Source organism: Pantoea sp. SO10 (assembly GCF_005281435.1).
Taxonomy (GTDB): domain Bacteria; phylum Pseudomonadota; class Gammaproteobacteria; order Enterobacterales; family Enterobacteriaceae; genus Pantoea; species Pantoea leporis.
In genome coordinates this window covers 995,726-1,012,863 of record NZ_CP040095.1, presented here as the reverse complement: position 1 = coordinate 1,012,863, position 17,138 = coordinate 995,726, and the positions used below count along the sequence as shown (strand labels likewise).

Below are 17,138 nucleotides of genomic sequence, written 5' to 3'. Positions count from 1 at the left end.
TAAACCAACGACGAGTGCGCAGGCCGGGGGCACTTTTGGTCCGGCGGTCCTCGCGCCGCTTACGCGGTACCTTCACTTCGCTCGTCTGCCTGACGGACCGGCGGAGACGGGACTTCCTTGTCCCGGCTCCGCCTTTCGCCCGCGTCCTGCGGGCTCTCCTGGCTTCCTCGCTTCGTTCAGCGCTGCGGATTGCCGGGCCAAAAGTGCCCCCGGCCTGCTCATAAGCTTCAGTGCGTGTTGTTGAAAAGGACTCATTCGCTTCAGGCGCTGGCGCGTCTGCTGCGGCAAAAGGGCCATTCGCAGCGCTGAGGCTTTTACGTTGGGCCAGGAGCCTCGCGCATGGATGCGCGAGGCAGTTCGGGGTCGGCCAGGGAAGGCCGATCCGCGAACGGTCCGTCGGCACAACGTGGAAGCCGAAGGTACCGCGCTAGCGGCGCGAGGACGGCCCGTGACGCAGCAGATGTGTCAGCGCCCGCACCAAAAAGGCTTTATTAACTGATAAGTATGGCGCCATGAATAGCGATCCTACGACCTTAATTAACCCGCTCTTGCATCACGTTAGCCACAATCAAGCGTGGCGGCAGCAGGAAGCTGAAACAGGTTTCCTGATGCGGCACGCTGGTGATCTCCAGCCGCGCGTTGTGATGTCCCAACGCATGCTTCACGATCGCCAGCCCCAATCCGCTTCCGCCGGTGGCGCGCGAACGCGCTTTATCCACGCGATAGAAACGCTCGGTGAGGCGTGGCAGATGCTGCTCGCTAATGCCCGGCCCGTCATCACACACCTTAAACTGCGCGCCTTGTTTGGTGCGCAGCCAGCTGATGTCGATGCGCGTGCCATCGGGCGTGTGATTCACCGCGTTGTAGACCAGATTGGAAATGGCGCTACGTAGCTGCTCATCATTGCCGAACACTTTCAGATGCGGATCGGTATGGAAATGGATGGTGTGACGTCCCTGACTCAGCGTTTCCGCTTCACGCTGCAATAGCATCAGCATGCCCGGCACATCCACCGTCTCTTTGAGATCGATGGCCGGCGCCGCTTCGATACGCGACAAGGTCAACAACTGCTTCACCAGGCTGTCCATGCGGCGTGTCTGCTCTTGCATGGTATGCAACGCCTTGCTGCGCGTGCGCTCGTTCATCACCGAGTCGTCCATCATTTCCAGATAACCCTGCAATACCGTTAACGGCGTGCGCAGTTCATGACTGACGTTAGCAAAGAAGTTGCGTCGCGCGCCTTCCAGCTGGTGCATCTGGGTGACATCACGCGCCACCATCAGCCACTGACCTTCGCTGTAAGGCATCACGCGGAATTCCATATGATGCTGATTATTAAGGATCTGCGTCAGCGGCATGTCGAACTTGCGCTGGCGGATATAGCGGGAAAATTCAGGATAACGCAGCAAATTGAGGATGTTCTGGCCGTTATCTTCCGGCCAGCGCAAGCCAAGGTGCTGCTGCGCCAGGCCGTTGCACCAGAAAATAGTGCCCTCTTCGGTGGTCAGCACCACCGCATCCGGCAGCGATTCTGCTCCGCTGCGGAAACGTTTGATCAGATTGCCCAGCTCGCGCCGCCGCCGCCGGTTGCGCAATTGCATCTGGTACAGGCCATAAAACAGCGGTTCCCAGCTGCCGCGTCCGGTGGGCGGCGTCATTGAACGATCGACCCACAGCCAGTGCGACAGACGCATCAGATTTCTGAAGTGCCAGAACATCACGCCGGTCACCGCAATCAGCAGCAGCCACGGCAGATATCCGAACAACAGACCCAACACCAGCGCAGGTAAACAGACCAGCGCCAGCTCGGTCAACAATCTCTTCCAGGAGAGTCGTTCCAGCACGGTAAACACTCCGTTTACGTTTAATAGCGGGCAGAGAAACGATACCCTGTTCCGCGCACGGTTTGAACCATGCGATCGTGGCCGGTTAATTCCAGTGCTTTACGTAAACGGCGAATATGCACATCGACGGTGCGATCTTCGACATACACATTGGTGCCCCAAACATGGTTCAGCAGCTGTTCGCGGCTGTACACGCGTTCCGGGTGGGTCATAAAGAAGTGCAGCAGTTTGTACTCGGTCGGTCCCATCTCCAGCGGCGTGGTTTCCGACATCACACGATGTGAGGAAGGATCAAGGCTCAGGCCCTGCATCTCAATCACCTCTTCCACCGCCATCGGTGAAATACGGCGCATCACCGCTTTGATACGCGCCATCAGCTCTTTCGGTGAGAATGGCTTGGTGATGTAATCATCCGCGCCCACTTCCAGACCGCGCACGCGATCTTCCTCTTCACCGCGCGCCGTCAGCATCATCACCGGAATGTCGCGCGTCATGGCTTCGCGCTTCAAATGCTTAATAAACTGAATCCCGCTGCCGCCGGGCAACATCCAGTCCAGCAGAATCAAATCAGGCCAGGGTTCGATCAGCTTACCAATCGCGCTGTCATAATCTTCCGCCTCAATAGGCTGGTAATCATTCTGTTCCAGCACGAAACATAACATTTCACGGATGGGAGCTTCGTCTTCCACAACCAAAATGCGCTTAGCCATTGTAACTCCTGCTAGTGTGACACCGTGTCACTGGGATTTGCGGCGCCATTATGCGTCAGTTTTGTGACACTTTTATGAAAACACCGCCCTAAGATAGATAGATAAAAAACAGAAATGTCACAATAAAATTCTGCTTTTTTTCTTTGTGATCTTAAGTGGTTATAATTCGCCTTCGCTAAACAGAGCACGGAGCAAACATGCGCATCATTCACACCGCTGACTGGCATCTCGGTCAGTTCTTTTACAGCAAAAGTCGCGCGCGGGAACATCAGGCGTTTCTCGACTGGCTGCTGGATCAGATTGTGCAGCATCAGGTGGATGCGCTGATTATCGCCGGCGATCTGTTTGATACCGGTTCGCCGCCGAGCTACGCGCGTGAAATGTTTAACCGATTTGTGGTGGCGCTGCAGCCAAGCGGCTGCCAATTGGTGGTGCTGGCGGGCAATCACGACTCGGTGGCGACGCTGAATGAATCGCGCGAGCTGCTGGCCTGCCTGAATACGCAGGTGATCACCAGCGCCACGCCGCAGGGCGAACAGCAGGTGTTAACCCTGAAGCAGCGTGATGGCGCGCCGGGTGCGCTGCTGTGCGCCATTCCTTATCTGCGTCCGCGCGACATTCTGCGCAGCCAGGCCGGCCAATCCGGCCGCGAGAAGCAGATCTCGCTGCTGGAGGCGATCGAGCAGCATTATCAGCACTGTTTTGCCGCCGCGCAGGCGCAGCGCGATGCGCAGGACGTTACGCTGCCGATCATCGCCACCGGCCATCTCACCACCGTTGGCGTGACTAAAAGCGATTCAGTGCGCGACATCTATATCGGCACGCTGGATGCCTTCCCGGCGCAGGCGTTTCCGCCCGCCGATTACATCGCGCTCGGTCACATCCATCGCGCCCAGCGCATCGCCAACAGCGAGCACATTCGTTACAGCGGCTCGCCGATTCCGCTCAGTTTTGATGAGCTTGGCCGCGAGAAAAGCGTCTTCCTGCTGGAATTCAGCACCACGCTCGATACCGTTACGCCGCTAACCATCCCGCACTTCCAGCCGATGCAGATGCTGAAAGGCTCGATGGCGGAGATTGAACATCAGCTGGCGCAGTTCAGCGCGAGCGCCAGCGAACAGCCAGTCTGGCTGGATATTGAGATCACCACGCAGGAATATCTCAGCGATCTGCAACGTCGCATTGAAGCGCTCACCGAAAATCTGCCGGTCGAAGTGCTGCTGGTGCGCCGCAGCCGCGAACAGCGGCAGCGCAGCCTCGAACGGCTGGAGAACGAAACCCTGAGCGAACTAAAAGTGGAAGACGTGTTTGCTCGCCGACTGGCGCAGGAAGATCAGCTGGATGCCGGGCAGGCCGAGCAGTTAACGCAGCTGTTCCGCACCCAGCTTGCCGCGCTGGAGAATCCATCCGCATGAAAATTTTGACGCTACGTTTTAAGAACCTCAATGCGCTGCGCGGCGAATGGTTTATCGATTTCCGTCGTGAGCCCTTTGCCAGCAACGGCTTGTTTGCCATTACCGGCGCCACTGGCGCGGGCAAAACCACCTTACTCGATGCGATTTGCCTGGCGCTCTATCACCAGACGCCGCGCCTCGGCACGCTGTCGCAAACCCAGAACGAGCTGATCACCCGCGACACCGCCGAGTGTCTGGCGGAGGTGGAGTTTGAGATCAAAGGCGAAGCCTGGCGCGCCTTCTGGAGCCAGAACCGCGCGCGCGGCCAAGCCGACGGTAAGCTGCAGGCACCGCGCGTCGAGCTGGCGCGTGTGGCCGATAATCAGATCATCGCCGATAAAGTTGGCGACAAGCTGAAAGCGATTGAGACCCTGTCGGGGCTCGATTTCGCCCGTTTTACCCGCTCAATGATGCTGTCGCAAGGCCAGTTTGCCGCCTTCCTGAATGCCAAACCCGGCGAACGCGCCGAGCTGCTGGAAGAGCTGACCGGCACCGAAATCTACGGACAAATCTCGGTGCAGATCTACGAGCGCTGGCGCACCGCGCGCAGCGAGCTGGATACGCTGCGCGCCCGCGCCGGCGGCATGTCGCTGCTCGATGAAGCGCGCCGGGCAGAATTGACGCAGCAGCTGGCGGAACTTGGCACGCAGGAGAAAATCCTGAGCGAACAGCTAACGCTGGCGCAGCATCAGCAGCAATGGCTGGTGCAGCAGCAACAGCTAACGCAAGAGCAGCAGCAGGCCGAACAGACGCTGCTTGCCGCGCAACAGGCCTGGCAGCAGGCGGATGGCGATCTTCAGCGGCTGGCGCGCGCCGAACCGGCAGAAAAACTGCGCGAGAAGTTGCAGCAGCGCGAACAGTTGCAGGGCGATCTCCGTGCGCTGGAACAGCAATCGCAGCAGCTGCAAGCGCAACGGCAGCAAGCCAAAACCGCGCTGCAACAGGGCGAAAACCATTATCAGGCTGCGCAGCAGGCGCGCGAACAGGCGTTACAGCAACAGCAGCAGCTTGAAACGCTGCTCACCGAGCAGGTTATCCCGCTCGATCAACGCATCACCACCCTCTCGCAGCAGCTGGATGAACAGCAGCGATTGCATCTGCAGCAGCAACAGGCGCTGCAATCCAGCCAAACCGCACTCAGCCAGCAACAGCAGGTAAGTGAACGTTTACAACAACAGCTGGCGCAGCAGCAGGAATTCCGCACTCGCGAAGCCGCTGTCGCCCATTGGGGCGCGGAGTTAACGCGCTGGCAGGCGGAGATTACCCGACTGGATGAGCGCGAGCAGACGCTGACGCAGCTGATCGCACAGCACCAACAGCAGCGCAGCCAGCTGGAGCAGCATCAACAGGCGCAGGCTCAGCGTGAACAGGCGGCGCAACCGTTGCAGCAAGCCGAAGCGCAGGCCGCGCAGCAGCGCCTGCAAGCGGAGCAAGCACTGACTTCACTTGAGGCGGAGATCGGCAGCGCGCAACTGCGCGACGCCCTGACGCAGCATCAAACCCAACGCCCTGCGCGCCAGCAACTTAACCAGCTCGCCGCGCAGTGGCGCGCGCTGCAACCGCAGCGGTTGCAGCGTCAGCAGAAACTGGCGCAGCTCCAGCAGCAGCATCAGGACGCGGAACAGGCGTTACAGGCGCTGCGCGAGGAGTACAAACGGGAACATCAGGCGCTGCTCGATGTGCGCAAAATCTGCGAGCTGGAGCGCACCATCGCCCAGCTGGCCGACGAGCGCGCTAAACTGCAGCCGGATCAGCCCTGCCCGCTGTGCGGCTCGTGCCAGCATCCGGCGATTGCGCAATATCAGCAGCTTGAGCCCGGTGCCAATCAGCAGCGTTTAATCGCGCTGGAAACGTGCGTGGCGCAGCTAAAAGAGTCCGGCACCGCCAAAGGCGAGCAGCAGAAACTGTCGCTGCAACAGCAGCAGGCGTTGCAGCAGGAGATCAGCGATTACGATCAGCAACTGGCGACGGTGAACACCCAATGGCAAGCGCTGAGCGGTGAGCTGGCACTTACCTGCACGCTGGAGCAGCAGGACGATTTTGCGCAATGGCAACAGCAGCAGGATGCGCAGGAACAGCTGCAGCAACAGCAGCTGCAGACGCGGGAAAACGCCGCGCGTGCGCTGCAGCAGGCGAAGGATGCGCATCTGCAACAGCAGCAGCTGTGGCAGCAGCATCAGAATCAGCAGCAGCTGGCGCAGCAGCAGATCGCCAGCACGCAGCAGACGCTGGATGAAATCAGCCAGCGCGAGGCCAGCGAACGCAGCGCCATGCAGCAACTGGCGCAGCAGCTGGAACAGCAGCTGACGCAGCATCAACTCGTCCTGCCAGATGTCGCTGAGCGGGAAAGCTGGCTGCGCACCCTACAACAACGCTGGATCGCATGGCAGGAAAATGAACGGTTACACGGCGAGTTGCAGCCACAGCTGGCGAAAGCCGAAAGCGAGCGCAGCAGCCTGCAGCAGAATCTGGCGCGTGAACAGCAGCGGCTGGATGAGCTGCAGCAGACGCTCAGCGCTTTGCAGCAGCAGCGCCAGCAGCAGCAACAACAGCGTCAACAGCTGTTTGGCGATCGTCAGGTGGCAGAAGCCCGGCAGCAGCAGCATGTTGCGCTGCAACAGTGTGAACAGGCGCTGGCGCAGCAGCTTCAGCAGTGGCAACAGGCGCAAAGCTTGCTGCACGGCCTGAATGGCCAGTGCGAGCAGATCGCGGCGCAGCAACACACCTTACGTGAGCGCGCTGCCGCCGCAGAAAGCGCCTTCCTCGCCGCGCTGCAGCAGAGTGATTTTGCGGATGAAAGCGCGCTACGTGCCGCTCTGCTGGAGGAGCGCGAGGTGCAGCAGCTGCGCCAGCAGTTGCAGACGCTCGATCAACAGCGCCAGCAGCAGCTCACCCTCAGCGAACAGCTTATGCAGCGCTGGACGGCGCATCAGCAGCAGCGGCCTTTGGAACTTAGCGACGAGATCGCCGCCACGATTCAGCAGCAGCTGGAACAGCTGCGCGTGACGTTACGTGACAATGCCCGTCAACAGGGCGAAGCGCAGCAGCAGTTACACAGCGATGCACAACAGCGTTTGCAGCAGCAATCGTTGCTGACGCAAATCGCCACCGATGAAGTGGAACTGGCGCAGCTGGGCCGTCTGAACGATCTGGTGGGTTCGGCCAAAGGCGATAAATTCCGCCGCTTCGCACAAGGTCTGACGCTCGACCATCTGGTGTGGCTGGCGAACCGTCAGCTCGATCGCCTGCACGGTCGCTATCTGCTGCAGCGCCGCATCAGTGAAGAGCTGGAGCTGGAAGTGGTTGATACCTGGCAAGCTGACGCCACGCGCGATACGCGCACGCTATCGGGCGGCGAGAGTTTTCTCGTCAGCCTGGCGCTGGCGTTAGCGCTGTCAGATTTGGTGAGTCATAAAACGCGCATCGAATCGCTGTTCCTCGACGAAGGCTTCGGCACGCTGGATGCCGAGACGCTGGATACCGCGCTGGATGCGCTCGATGCCCTCAACGCCAGCGGCAAAACCATCGGCGTGATCAGCCATGTCGGAGCGATGAAAGAGCGTATTCCGGTGCAGATCCGTGTCCGCAAGATGAATGGCCTGGGTTACAGCAAGCTGGAGTTGCCGGGCGATCTCGCTTAAAAACGCACCATTGGTAGCGGCGCGATAAATCGCGCCGCTACGATTCACTGCATTCTTTTATCGCGTACTCACCAACTTATAACGGGGGCCGGCCAGCAAACCGCCCTGCTCGTTCTGCGCCAGCAGACGGGCGCTGGTCACACCGGCGATGGTGTGTGCCTTATCCGATACATTGCTGGCGATCTGCTTGATTGCCGCTGACACCAACATGCCAATGATACCGCCATTATTGTTGTTGCCATCTTCCGCGTCGCTGGCGGTGGCAATGCCTTGCCACAGCTCTTTACCGCTGCGCAAATCCACCAGACGCGCCGTCGCCGACACCCTGGTCACGCTCTGGATCACCTGATAGCTGCTGCCGTAATCGGTCACTGAAATGTACAGCGCGCTGTCGGCGTGGAAGATGTCATGCAGACGCTGCGGGCTGACAGCCTGAATTTCATGGCCGTTGGTCAATCCGTTCTGCTGGAAGGTTTCATCCACCACCGCCACCGGGAACACGTAATAGCCCGCTTCCGCCAGCGGACGCGTCACCAGCGAGGTGAAGCTGTTCGCCGCGTTCACATCCGGCGCGCGGTTATCCGCAGGCAGCACCAGAATTGAGGCCGGCTTGCTGGCGCGGAAGGCGCTGTAATCGTATGGTTTTTTATGCGCGCAGCCGGTCAATAGCAGCGTGGCCAGCACGCCTAAAGACACAATCAGCTTTTTCACTGGGCAACTCCTTGTTTTTTCTTCATCAGAAAGTCCATATAGGGCGCCGATTCCGGGAACAGCTGCTTCTCGGTGGCAAACTGGCCGAAGGCTTTATCGGTAGCACCGGTTTTGGCGTACAGCAGGCCGAGCTGCGCGTGCAGGCCCGGCGCAACCGGTTTGTTGACCGATTTGGCTTTTTCAATATCCAGATTCAACGCTTCGATCTGCTTCTGCGGATCGCTATCTTTTTTGTAATAGCTATAGATCTGCTGCTGGTAATCGCCCCAGTAATAGATCGGTTCCGGCCCTTTTGGCGCACAGCCAGCCAGCACACCCGCAGCGATCAGCGCCGCACTCAGTTGCAACCCTTTCATGCTCAATATCCTTATTTCGCCGGACGCCATGCGCCGCTGTTAATGCCATCCACTAAATGATCTACCGCTTCACGAATCGCCAGATCCATCACTTTGCCGTTGAGAGTGGAGTCATAGCTGGCGGTGCCGCCGAAACCGACGATCTCACGCGCTGACAGCTTGAATTCACCCGCGCCCTGCGCGCTGTACACCACTTCTGAGGTGGTGACATCCACCACATTCAGGTTGACTTTGGCATAGGCGATCTGGTTCTTACCGCGCCCCAAAATGCCCCACAGCTGTTGATCGCCCACTTCTTTGCGACCAAATTCGGTGATATCGCCGGTGATGATGTAAGTCGCACCTTTGATGTTCTGCTCGCTCTTCTTAAAGCCGGCTTCCTGCTGCAACTCTTTCAGGTTGCTGCGATCCAGCACGTTGAAGCGATTGGTCTGCTGCAGGTGCGTGACCAAAATGGTTTTCGACTGATTGCCAAGACGATCCACGCCATCGGAGAAGATGCCGTTCATGTACGAGGAGCGATTATCAAACTGGCCAACCGCAATCGGGCTGCGCACGCCCTGATACGCGGGCTGGCTGGCCGCACGCACCTGTGGCGCTTCAATGGCGCGTGACGATTCGGTCGCACAGCCGCTGAGCAGCGTGGCGCTTAACAAGGAGAGTGCCGCAAGGGCATATTTTTTCTGCATTTCTAATCCATGAATCAAAAGGAGATAAAGCCGCAAGGCTGCGGCAAATTCTGGTTCTGCCGATAGTCAGAGTAATGCCATAGCATTGGTTGAGTCGGTCTGTAGACTGTCGGCAGTGAGGGAGAGGAACTTTAGTGAAAACACAGGCATATTAATGAATTTAATTAATCGAATGGCGGGATTATTGGGCGGGTTAATGATTATTGCGACGCTCAGCGCTTGTCAGCATTCTCAGCCAAAGCAACAGGATAGCATCGCCAACCTGTGTCAGCCGCAGAGCGCACCGGGCAGCGCATCCTGCAAATGGACTGATGAGATGCAGCATCAGCTCAACCAGCATTTCCGCGATGCGCGCCGTTATGCCGGTCAGCAATGTCTGGTGCGGCTTGAGTGGCAAAACAGCGGGCGCTACGCGGTGACGCAGACGCAAGGCGACGAAACGCTGTGCCTGCGCGCCTGGCAGTTGATTGGTCAAAGCAAAGATTTACCGCCGCCGCCGGACGCTAGCCAGCCAGCGTGGTTCGGTTTTGCCCCGGCAACGCCGAGCCATCCTGGCGCCACTGGCGCGGGCTGATGCCAAACCAGCGGCGGAAGGCGCGGGAGAAAGCGCTGACTTCGGAATAGCCGAGCAGCAGCGCCATCTCTGAGATCGGCAGCTGCTTCTGTTGCAGATAGTGCGTCGCCATCTCGCAGCGCACCTTGTCCACCAGCGCCGTGAAACTGCTGCCCTCCTCACGCAGCCGCCGTTGCAGCGACCAGCTCGACAAGCCCATTTTTTCGGCAATCTCTTCCAGCACCGGTTCGCCCTGCATCAGCGACAGATTGACCTGCGATCGCGCCTGCTCCACCACGCTTTGCAGGCTGGCACAACTGTTCAGGCGGCGGATAGCATCCTGCATCACCATCAGCAACATCGGATCTTGTTCCGGCATGCTGCGCAGCAGATCGCGTTTCGGGATCAGTAATGAGTTGAACGGTTGATCAAACCACACCGGCGCATCAAATACTTTGCAGTGCTCGTGCCACTGCTCCGGGCGCGGATGTTCGAAGTGCACTTCACGCGGTGCCCAGTTTTTGCCGGCAACGTGGCGGATCAAGTTGAGAAACATGCCGAGCGTCAGCTCCGCATCCTGACGTCTGGAGAGGATCGCGCCGTGGCGCACCTGATAATCGAGCCGCCAGCACTCGCCTTTATCCACCAGCCGCGTCAGCGTGTCGTGCTGATGCCACGGAAAGGCATTTACCACGTTGTGCAGCGCCTGCTCCAGCGTGGGCGAACAGAGGCCGATATACCCAATCAAGCCTAATGACTGCGGTTTGAACTGCTTACCGTAATGCAAACCGAAGTTATCAAAACCGGAATGACGCGCTGCCTCTTCCATCACGCGGCAGTAGTTCACCAAACCCAGGCTTAGCGTGGGGCTCGCCAGCAGTTCGGAGTTGATGCCGCTGATGCCAAAAATACGATCGACATCGCCGCCTTTGTCAGTGATAAACCCGCTCAGTCCGGTGGCCGCCGCCGCCAAAACGCCGCGGTTGCTGGCGCTGACGGACAAGGCGCTCAAGGCTTCAGTGGGTGTTATGAGTGATTGCATCGGAACCTCTGCGTGTGGCGCGAGTGAAACAGGTTGAGGATTCCAGCAATATTCGTACCAGGCGGATGATTTGCGGATTTTGTCGCAGGGTCGCCATGAATGGCGACCTTTGCTGCGCCGCGACAGCGCAAAGCTGCTCACTGCTGGTGCATCAAACGCCAACCGGCAGCTGATTGGTTTCCAGATAACGTCGGCAGAGGCGCACCGAGTGATCGGCCCAGCGCGGCCCAAGGCTCAGTGCCATTTCCGTTTCCGCGTGTGATCCCATCCACGCGGTCATCTGAATGCGGCGCTGGATCAGCAGCGTCGGCACCAGCGCCATCTCGTCATCACTGATGTGCGCCACTTTTTCGTAACCGAGGATCCAGTTATCCACCCATTCGGCGGCGCGCGGATGGTGCTCAACAAAACTGATCGCCGCCGCCAGATCGTGCAGATACCAGCCGAGTCCGCAGTCATCAAAGTCGATCACCCGCGTTTCGCCTTTATGCAGCAGCAGGTTGGTCAGACGCAGATCGGCGTGGATCAAACCATAACGATCCGCCCCTTTGCCAAAGCCCTGTAGCTCCTGCCCGACGCGCGCTACCGCTTCGGCGACGATACCGTGATCGGCCGGATTGAGGTTCGGCGCATCCTGCCAGCGTCCCCAATGGCTATGATCGCTGACCATGGTGTGATGATCCCAGATGATGCGCTGAAAACCCGCCGGTTTCTGCCAGCTGCGGCTGTGCTGATGCAAGCGCGCGGTGATGTGACCCAGCTGCTGAAACGCTTTGGGATCGACATCGGTGGTGGGCATGTCACCCTCAATCCAGTGGAACAACACGGCGTAGCGCTGGGCGCCGTTTGCCATCGGCAGCGTCAGCACGGTCTCACCCTCGCTGGCCGGGATCGCCTGCGGCACCATGATGCCAATGCCACGCAGCGCATCCAGCCACAGCAGCTCGCTCTGAATGTCCGCTTTGCTGTGATAGTTAGGACGATGCAGACGCAGCGCGTAGCGTTTGCCCGCCGCCTGCAACAGGAAGGTGGCATTTTCCGAGCGGCACAGCAGCTTGAGTTCGCCGCGCAGTGCCGCGGGATAACGGGCCAGCGCCTGATGCGCCAGCAAGGTGATTTCAGTATCGGTTAAGGTATCGGACTGTTCGGCACTCATTCATCAATCTCCAGCATCAAGCAAGTGGTATCAGCATGGGATGACGTCGTCCTGACTGCTTGACCGCAGACAACCCAAAGTTGACCGCAGCGTGCATCTGGCACTTTTCTTGCCTTAGAGTTGACCGTGGAGGACAAAACTCACTGCGCCCGCGTCAAGTTTTCCCGCGTCCGGCAGCGGCATTATCACTTCACTGTAGCGCAAAGATAAAAAAGCGCGGTGAAGCTGCCGCACCAACAATGACGACGGGGAGAAGATGATGACGAATAAGCTCAAACCCACGCTGGGCACCCTGCATTTGTGGGGCATTGCGGTTGGACTGGTGATTTCCGGGGAATATTTTGGCTGGAGTTACGGCTGGGGCGTGGCGGGCACGCTAGGGTTTCTGATCACCACCGCGATGATCGCCACCATGTATACCTGCTTCATTTTCAGCTTTACCGAACTGACCACCGCGATTCCGCATGCGGGCGGTCCGTTTGCTTATAGCCGCCGCGCGTTCGGTGAAACCGGCGGCTTGATCGCGGGCCTCGCCACGCTGATTGAGTTCGTGTTCGCACCGCCGGCGATCGCCATGGCGATTGGCGCTTACCTCAACGTGCAATATCCCGATCTCAATCCGAAAACCGCCGCGGTCGGCGCCTATATCGTCTTCATGACGCTGAACATTCTCGGCGTTAAGCTGGCGGCGATGTTCGAATTGGTGGTCACCGTGCTGGCGGTTCTGGAGCTGCTGGTGTTTATGGGCGTGGTGTCGCCGGGCTTCAGCATCGCCAACTTTGCCGCTAACGGCTGGGCGGGCAGCGATCACTTCGGCATGCCGGCGATGTCTGGCATCTTTGCCGCGATTCCGTTCGCCATCTGGTTCTTCCTGGCGATTGAAGGCGCGGCGATGGCGGCCGAAGAGGCCAAAGATCCCAAACGCACCATTCCCAAAGCCTATATCACCGGCATTCTGACGCTGGTGGTGCTGGCGATTGGCGTGATGCTGCTGGCCGGTGGTGCTGGCGACTGGCGCAAGCTGTCGGACATCAACGATCCGCTGCCGCAGGCAATGAAGATGATTGTGGGTGAAAACTCCAACTGGATGCACATGCTGGTGTGGATTGGTCTGTTTGGCCTGATTGCCAGCTTCCACGGCATTATTCTCGGCTATTCGCGCCAGTTCTTCGCCCTCGCCCGCGCCGGTTATCTGCCGCAAAGTCTGGCGAAGCTGTCACGCTTTCAGACGCCGCACCGCGCGATTATCGCCGGCGGTTTGATTGGCATCGCCGCGATCTACAGCGATGGTTTCATTAATCTGCAAGGCATGACGCTGACCGCTGCGATGATCACCATGGCGGTGTTCGGCGCGATTGTGATGTATCTGATGAGTATGCTGAGCCTGTTCAAACTGCGTCGCACTGCGCCAGAGATGGAACGCAGCTTCCGTGCGCCTGGCTATCCGATTGTGCCGGGCATTGCGCTGGTGCTGTCGCTGGTGTGTCTGGTGGCGATGCTGTGGTTCAACCCGGTGATTGGCGGCCTGTTTGTGGCGATTATGGCGGTGGGATATGTCTACTTCCTGGCGACGAAAGCCCAGCGCGATAACGCGCCGCAGGATTCGATGTTAGTGGGTGAGTGAGTGGGTTCGTGCTGGCTGTCCCCCATCCCGGCCTTCCCCCGCAAGCGGGGGAAGGAGACGCTGCCACATGCAGCTTCAGCACTAACATGTGGCAGCATCTTCCTCCCCCATTTATGGGGGAGGACCGAGGAGGGGGAAAGCGAGCACAAACCGAGGAGGGGGAAAGCGAGCACATACAGAGGTGCGTAACAGAAACTACCCTTTCAACGGCCACAACCATGCCGCCCCGCGCACGCCGCTTGAATCGCCATGTACCGCCTTCAGCACTGGCGTTTCACACTCGCGGCCAAACACCCACTGCTTCATCAGCGCCGGCACGGTTTGGTACAGGCGATCGTTGTTACTCATGCCGCCGCCCAACACAATCACATCGGGATCCAGCAGATTCACGACCTGCGCCAGTGATTTCGCCAGACGCATTTCGTAGCGATTCATCGCCAGTTCCGCCACCGGATCCTGCTGCTCAATCAGCTTGATGATCTCCGCGCCTTTCAGCGCTTTACCGCTCAGACGCTGATAATCGATAGCGAAGCCGGTACCCGATACAAAGGTCTCAATGCAGCCCTGCAATCCACAATAACAGGGCACTTCCGCACGATGGCGCAATTCATCCTCATCCATCCACGGCAGCGGATTGTGGCCCCACTCACCAGCATTGCCGTTACCGCCAATGCGCGACTCACCGCCAATCGCTACGCCCGCGCCCGATCCGGTGCCGATAATCACCGCAAACACCAGCGGCTGACCCGCGCCCGCGCCATCTACCGCTTCGGAAACCGCCAGACAATTCGCGTCGTTGGCAATACGCACGTCACGATTCAGCGCCTGCGCTAAATCCTTATCCAGCGGCTGACCGTTCAGCCAGGTGGAGTTGGCGTTTTTCACCCGCTGCGTGTAGGGCGAAATCGTGCCGGGAATGCCGATGCCGACCGTGCCCTGCTGGCCGGTTTTCTCCTCCGCCAGCAGCACTAAATCGACAATCGCCTGAACCGTGGCAGCGTAGTCGTCACGCGGGGTGTTAACGCGATGACGGAACAGCTCCTGACCCTGATCAGATAGTGCAATCACTTCAATTTTGGTCCCGCCTAAATCAATCCCGATGCGCACGATTTATTCCTCATTATTCGTTCTGGTGACCAATACAGTAGAAGGCTGAATCGGGAAAGGCAATGAAACCAATCCGATGTTTCGCTATCATGCGCGCTGACTTTGAGACTTGTGCGCCCGATCGCACCCACGGTAAGGAATCCCGATGTTGTGGTTTAAAAATATGATGGTTTATCGTCTGAATCGTGACATTCCGCTGTCCGCAGACGATCTGGAAAAACAGCTCGACGCCTTTACCTTTTCGCCATGCGGCAGCCAGGATATGGCGAAAACCGGCTGGGTTTCACCGATGGGCAACCGCAGCGAAGCGCTGACGCACGAAATCAACGGTCAGATGGTGATTTGTGCACGCACCGAGCAGAAGATTCTGCCGTCGCCGGTAGTGAAGCAGGCGCTGGAAGCCAAAATCGACAAGCTGGAGGCGGAACAGAGCCGCAAGCTGAAGAAGACCGAGAAAGATTCGCTGAAAGATGAAGTGCTGCACAGCTTGCTGCCACGCGCGTTTAGCCGTTTCAGCCAGACGTATATGTGGATCGACACCGTTAATAACCTGATCATCGTCGATTGCGCCAGCGCCAAGAAAGCCGAAGATACGCTGGCGCTGCTGCGTAAAAGCCTCGGTTCGCTGCCGGTGGTGCCGCTGACGCTGGAAAATCCGATCGAACTGACGCTGACCGAATGGGTGCGTTCGGGTGAACTGCCCGCCGGTTTTGCCCTGATGGATGAAGCCGAACTGAAAGCGATGCTGGAAGATGGCGGCGTGATCCGCTGTAAGAAGCAGGATCTGATTTCCGACGAAATCGCTACACACATTGAAGCCGGTAAAGTGGTCACTAAACTGGCGCTTGACTGGCAGGAACGCATTCAGTTTGTTATCGCCGATGATGCTTCAGTGAAGCGTTTGAAGTTCAGCGACACGCTGCGTGAGCAAAATGATGACATCGACCGCGATGATTTCGCCCAGCGTTTCGATGCCGATTTCATTCTGATGACCAGCGAACTGGCCGCACTGATCAGCAATCTGGTCGAAGCGTTAGGCGGCGAAGCGAAGCGTTAATCCTCTCGATCCTGGTCGCCATTAAGGGTGACCCCACGACAAACCAGCAGGATTTTCGTGGGGTGCGCAATAAAAAAACCTGCGCTTCAACAGAAGTCGCAGGTTTAAGATGTTCTAAAGCTTGAGTTTAGAGGTAGCGGCACAGATAAGAAGAAGGCTCTGCCACCTGCAGATGGAATTCGCTTTGGCCTGGCACGTTGAAGCTGGTGCCAGCTTCGTACCATTTCCACTCGGTTTCGCCCGGCAGCAGCACTTTCAGCGCGCCGCTCACCACCGTCATCTCTTCCGGTTGATTGGTGCCGAAGGTGTATTCACCTTCGGCCATCACGCCAACGCTGGCACGGCCAATGGTCACGCTGTCGAAACCAATGGATTTCACTTTTCCGTCGAAATACTCACTTGTATTGAGCATATTACTTCCTCACAGCACATTATCGTGACTGGCAGATTACTAAGGAACTCACTGATCTGTCACGCGAATTAGCGCCACAGATCGCAACTTGTGATCTCCCTGCGTTAGACGATCAATTCTGCCGCCAGCTTGGCCACCAGCACGTTCGACAGCAGTACCGGAATGCCCAGCATTTTCTGCAGGAAATCGCGGTGCTGCTGGTGATAGCCGATGCAATCCAGCACCACCACATCCGCGCCCTGCTCCTGCAGCGACAAGCCCGCTTCCACCAAATCGGCCTGCTCCGCCAGATACGGACTGGCGACGGCAAAACACGGCGGAGTGGTCAGATTGCGCCACTTGTTGGCTTGCTCGGCAATCTGCTCTTCCACCGGCACCACAATCCCGACTTTATGATCTTGCACAATCGCGCTTACCAGCGGCGGGATGATGCGATCGGGCTCCAGCAGCAAGGCGGATTGGGTTTTCAGCGCGCCAAACTCGCCGGTGCACAGCAGCAAAATGGTGTCATAGCCCTGCTGCTCCAGCGCGTTGATCTTACGTTGCAGTCCCTGCTCCACTTTTGCTACGGACAGGCGCACCTGCTCGCCGCTGGTCATACGCGATACCAGCACCTTGTCGCCCGGCGCGGGCGCATACTGCAGCTCAACTTCGGCTAGCGTCAGGCCGTCAAGTAAACCGGCATGCGCTACCTGCTCGGCGGGCAGATGTTCCAGCAGCAGCGGCAGAATGTCGCTACGCGGTGATTGACCAATCGTCAGTGTGACCAGGGAGATGTTCAT

General features: G+C 58.5%; 15 protein-coding genes. 5 read left to right on the top strand and 10 right to left on the bottom strand.

Annotated features, from left to right (window positions below):
* Window positions 1-533 precede the first annotated feature (533 nt).
* Together phoR and phoB are read right to left on the bottom strand one after the other, a co-directional pair.
* A complete protein-coding gene (gene phoR / locus FCN45_RS04595) occupies window positions 534-1,844 on the bottom strand; it encodes a phosphate regulon sensor histidine kinase PhoR (protein WP_137385254.1) in 1,311 nt (436 codons plus the stop codon).
* A 20-nt stretch (window positions 1,845-1,864) separates the two neighbouring features.
* On the bottom strand, window positions 1,865-2,554 hold the full coding sequence (phoB, locus tag FCN45_RS04590) for a phosphate response regulator transcription factor PhoB (protein WP_007887040.1): 690 nt from the start codon (window positions 2,552-2,554) through the stop codon (window positions 1,865-1,867).
* A gap of 197 nt (window positions 2,555-2,751) precedes the next feature.
* Between phoB and sbcD the strand changes: the two genes are divergently transcribed.
* Both sbcD and FCN45_RS04580 read left to right on the top strand, forming a co-directional pair.
* A complete protein-coding gene (sbcD, locus tag FCN45_RS04585; protein WP_110867760.1) occupies window positions 2,752-3,969 on the top strand; it encodes an exonuclease subunit SbcD in 1,218 nt (405 codons plus the stop codon).
* On the top strand, window positions 3,966-7,649 hold the full coding sequence (locus FCN45_RS04580) for an AAA family ATPase (protein ID WP_137385253.1): 3,684 nt from the start codon (window positions 3,966-3,968) through the stop codon (window positions 7,647-7,649). The genes sbcD and FCN45_RS04580 overlap by 4 nt, the downstream gene beginning before the upstream one ends.
* Window positions 7,650-7,706: 57 nt before the next feature.
* Here the strand turns inward: FCN45_RS04580 and FCN45_RS04575 are convergent, their stop codons facing one another.
* The 3 genes from FCN45_RS04575 to FCN45_RS04565 are packed head-to-tail and all read right to left on the bottom strand — an operon-like array spanning window position 7,707 to window position 9,405.
* On the bottom strand, window positions 7,707-8,360 hold the full coding sequence (locus FCN45_RS04575; protein WP_137385252.1) for a DUF799 domain-containing protein: 654 nt from the start codon (window positions 8,358-8,360) through the stop codon (window positions 7,707-7,709).
* Window positions 8,357-8,716 (bottom strand): DUF4810 domain-containing protein, encoded by a 360-nt coding sequence (locus FCN45_RS04570; RefSeq protein ID WP_101762458.1) that lies wholly within the window; start codon window positions 8,714-8,716, stop codon window positions 8,357-8,359. The genes FCN45_RS04575 and FCN45_RS04570 overlap by 4 nt, the downstream gene beginning before the upstream one ends.
* An 11-nt stretch (window positions 8,717-8,727) precedes the next feature.
* Window positions 8,728-9,405, bottom strand: a complete 678-nt coding sequence (locus tag FCN45_RS04565; protein WP_101762459.1) for a CsgG/HfaB family protein — start codon at window positions 9,403-9,405, stop codon at window positions 8,728-8,730.
* A gap of 154 nt (window positions 9,406-9,559) precedes the next feature.
* Between FCN45_RS04565 and FCN45_RS04560 the strand changes: the two genes are divergently transcribed.
* On the top strand, window positions 9,560-9,979 hold the full coding sequence (locus FCN45_RS04560) for a cell envelope integrity TolA C-terminal domain-containing protein (protein ID WP_101762460.1): 420 nt from the start codon (window positions 9,560-9,562) through the stop codon (window positions 9,977-9,979).
* Here the strand turns inward: FCN45_RS04560 and FCN45_RS04555 are convergent.
* Both FCN45_RS04555 and FCN45_RS04550 read right to left on the bottom strand, forming a co-directional pair.
* On the bottom strand, window positions 9,909-11,000 hold the full coding sequence (locus tag FCN45_RS04555) for an AraC family transcriptional regulator (RefSeq protein WP_137385251.1): 1,092 nt from the start codon (window positions 10,998-11,000) through the stop codon (window positions 9,909-9,911). The genes FCN45_RS04560 and FCN45_RS04555 overlap by 71 nt on opposite strands.
* A gap of 151 nt (window positions 11,001-11,151) precedes the next feature.
* Window positions 11,152-12,156 carry a phosphotransferase enzyme family protein gene (locus FCN45_RS04550; protein ID WP_137385250.1) on the bottom strand — a complete coding sequence of 335 codons (1,005 nt, stop codon included), beginning with the start codon at window positions 12,154-12,156 and terminating at the stop codon, window positions 11,152-11,154.
* A 259-nt stretch (window positions 12,157-12,415) separates the two neighbouring features.
* On the opposite strand from FCN45_RS04550, the gene eat reads away from it, so the two are divergent.
* The gene (eat, locus tag FCN45_RS04545; RefSeq protein ID WP_061717487.1) at window positions 12,416-13,780 is read left to right on the top strand and encodes an ethanolamine permease; all 1,365 of its coding nucleotides are present in this window, start codon (window positions 12,416-12,418) and stop codon (window positions 13,778-13,780) included.
* A gap of 195 nt (window positions 13,781-13,975) precedes the next feature.
* On the opposite strand, the gene mak is transcribed toward eat, so the two are convergent.
* On the bottom strand, window positions 13,976-14,887 hold the full coding sequence (gene mak / locus FCN45_RS04540) for a fructokinase (protein WP_110867766.1): 912 nt from the start codon (window positions 14,885-14,887) through the stop codon (window positions 13,976-13,978).
* Window positions 14,888-15,032: 145 nt separating this feature from the next.
* On the opposite strand from mak, the gene rdgC reads away from it, so the two are divergent.
* Complete coding sequence (gene rdgC / locus FCN45_RS04535; RefSeq protein ID WP_008106069.1) at window positions 15,033-15,944, top strand: recombination-associated protein RdgC; 912 nt, start codon at window positions 15,033-15,035, stop codon at window positions 15,942-15,944.
* A 127-nt stretch (window positions 15,945-16,071) separates the two neighbouring features.
* Here rdgC and ppnP read toward each other — a convergent pair whose 3' ends face one another.
* Complete coding sequence (ppnP, locus tag FCN45_RS04530; protein WP_101762466.1) at window positions 16,072-16,356, bottom strand: pyrimidine/purine nucleoside phosphorylase; 285 nt, start codon at window positions 16,354-16,356, stop codon at window positions 16,072-16,074.
* Window positions 16,357-16,460: 104 nt separating this feature from the next.
* Window positions 16,461-17,138, bottom strand: a complete 678-nt coding sequence (locus FCN45_RS04525; protein ID WP_137386851.1) for an AroM family protein — start codon at window positions 17,136-17,138, stop codon at window positions 16,461-16,463.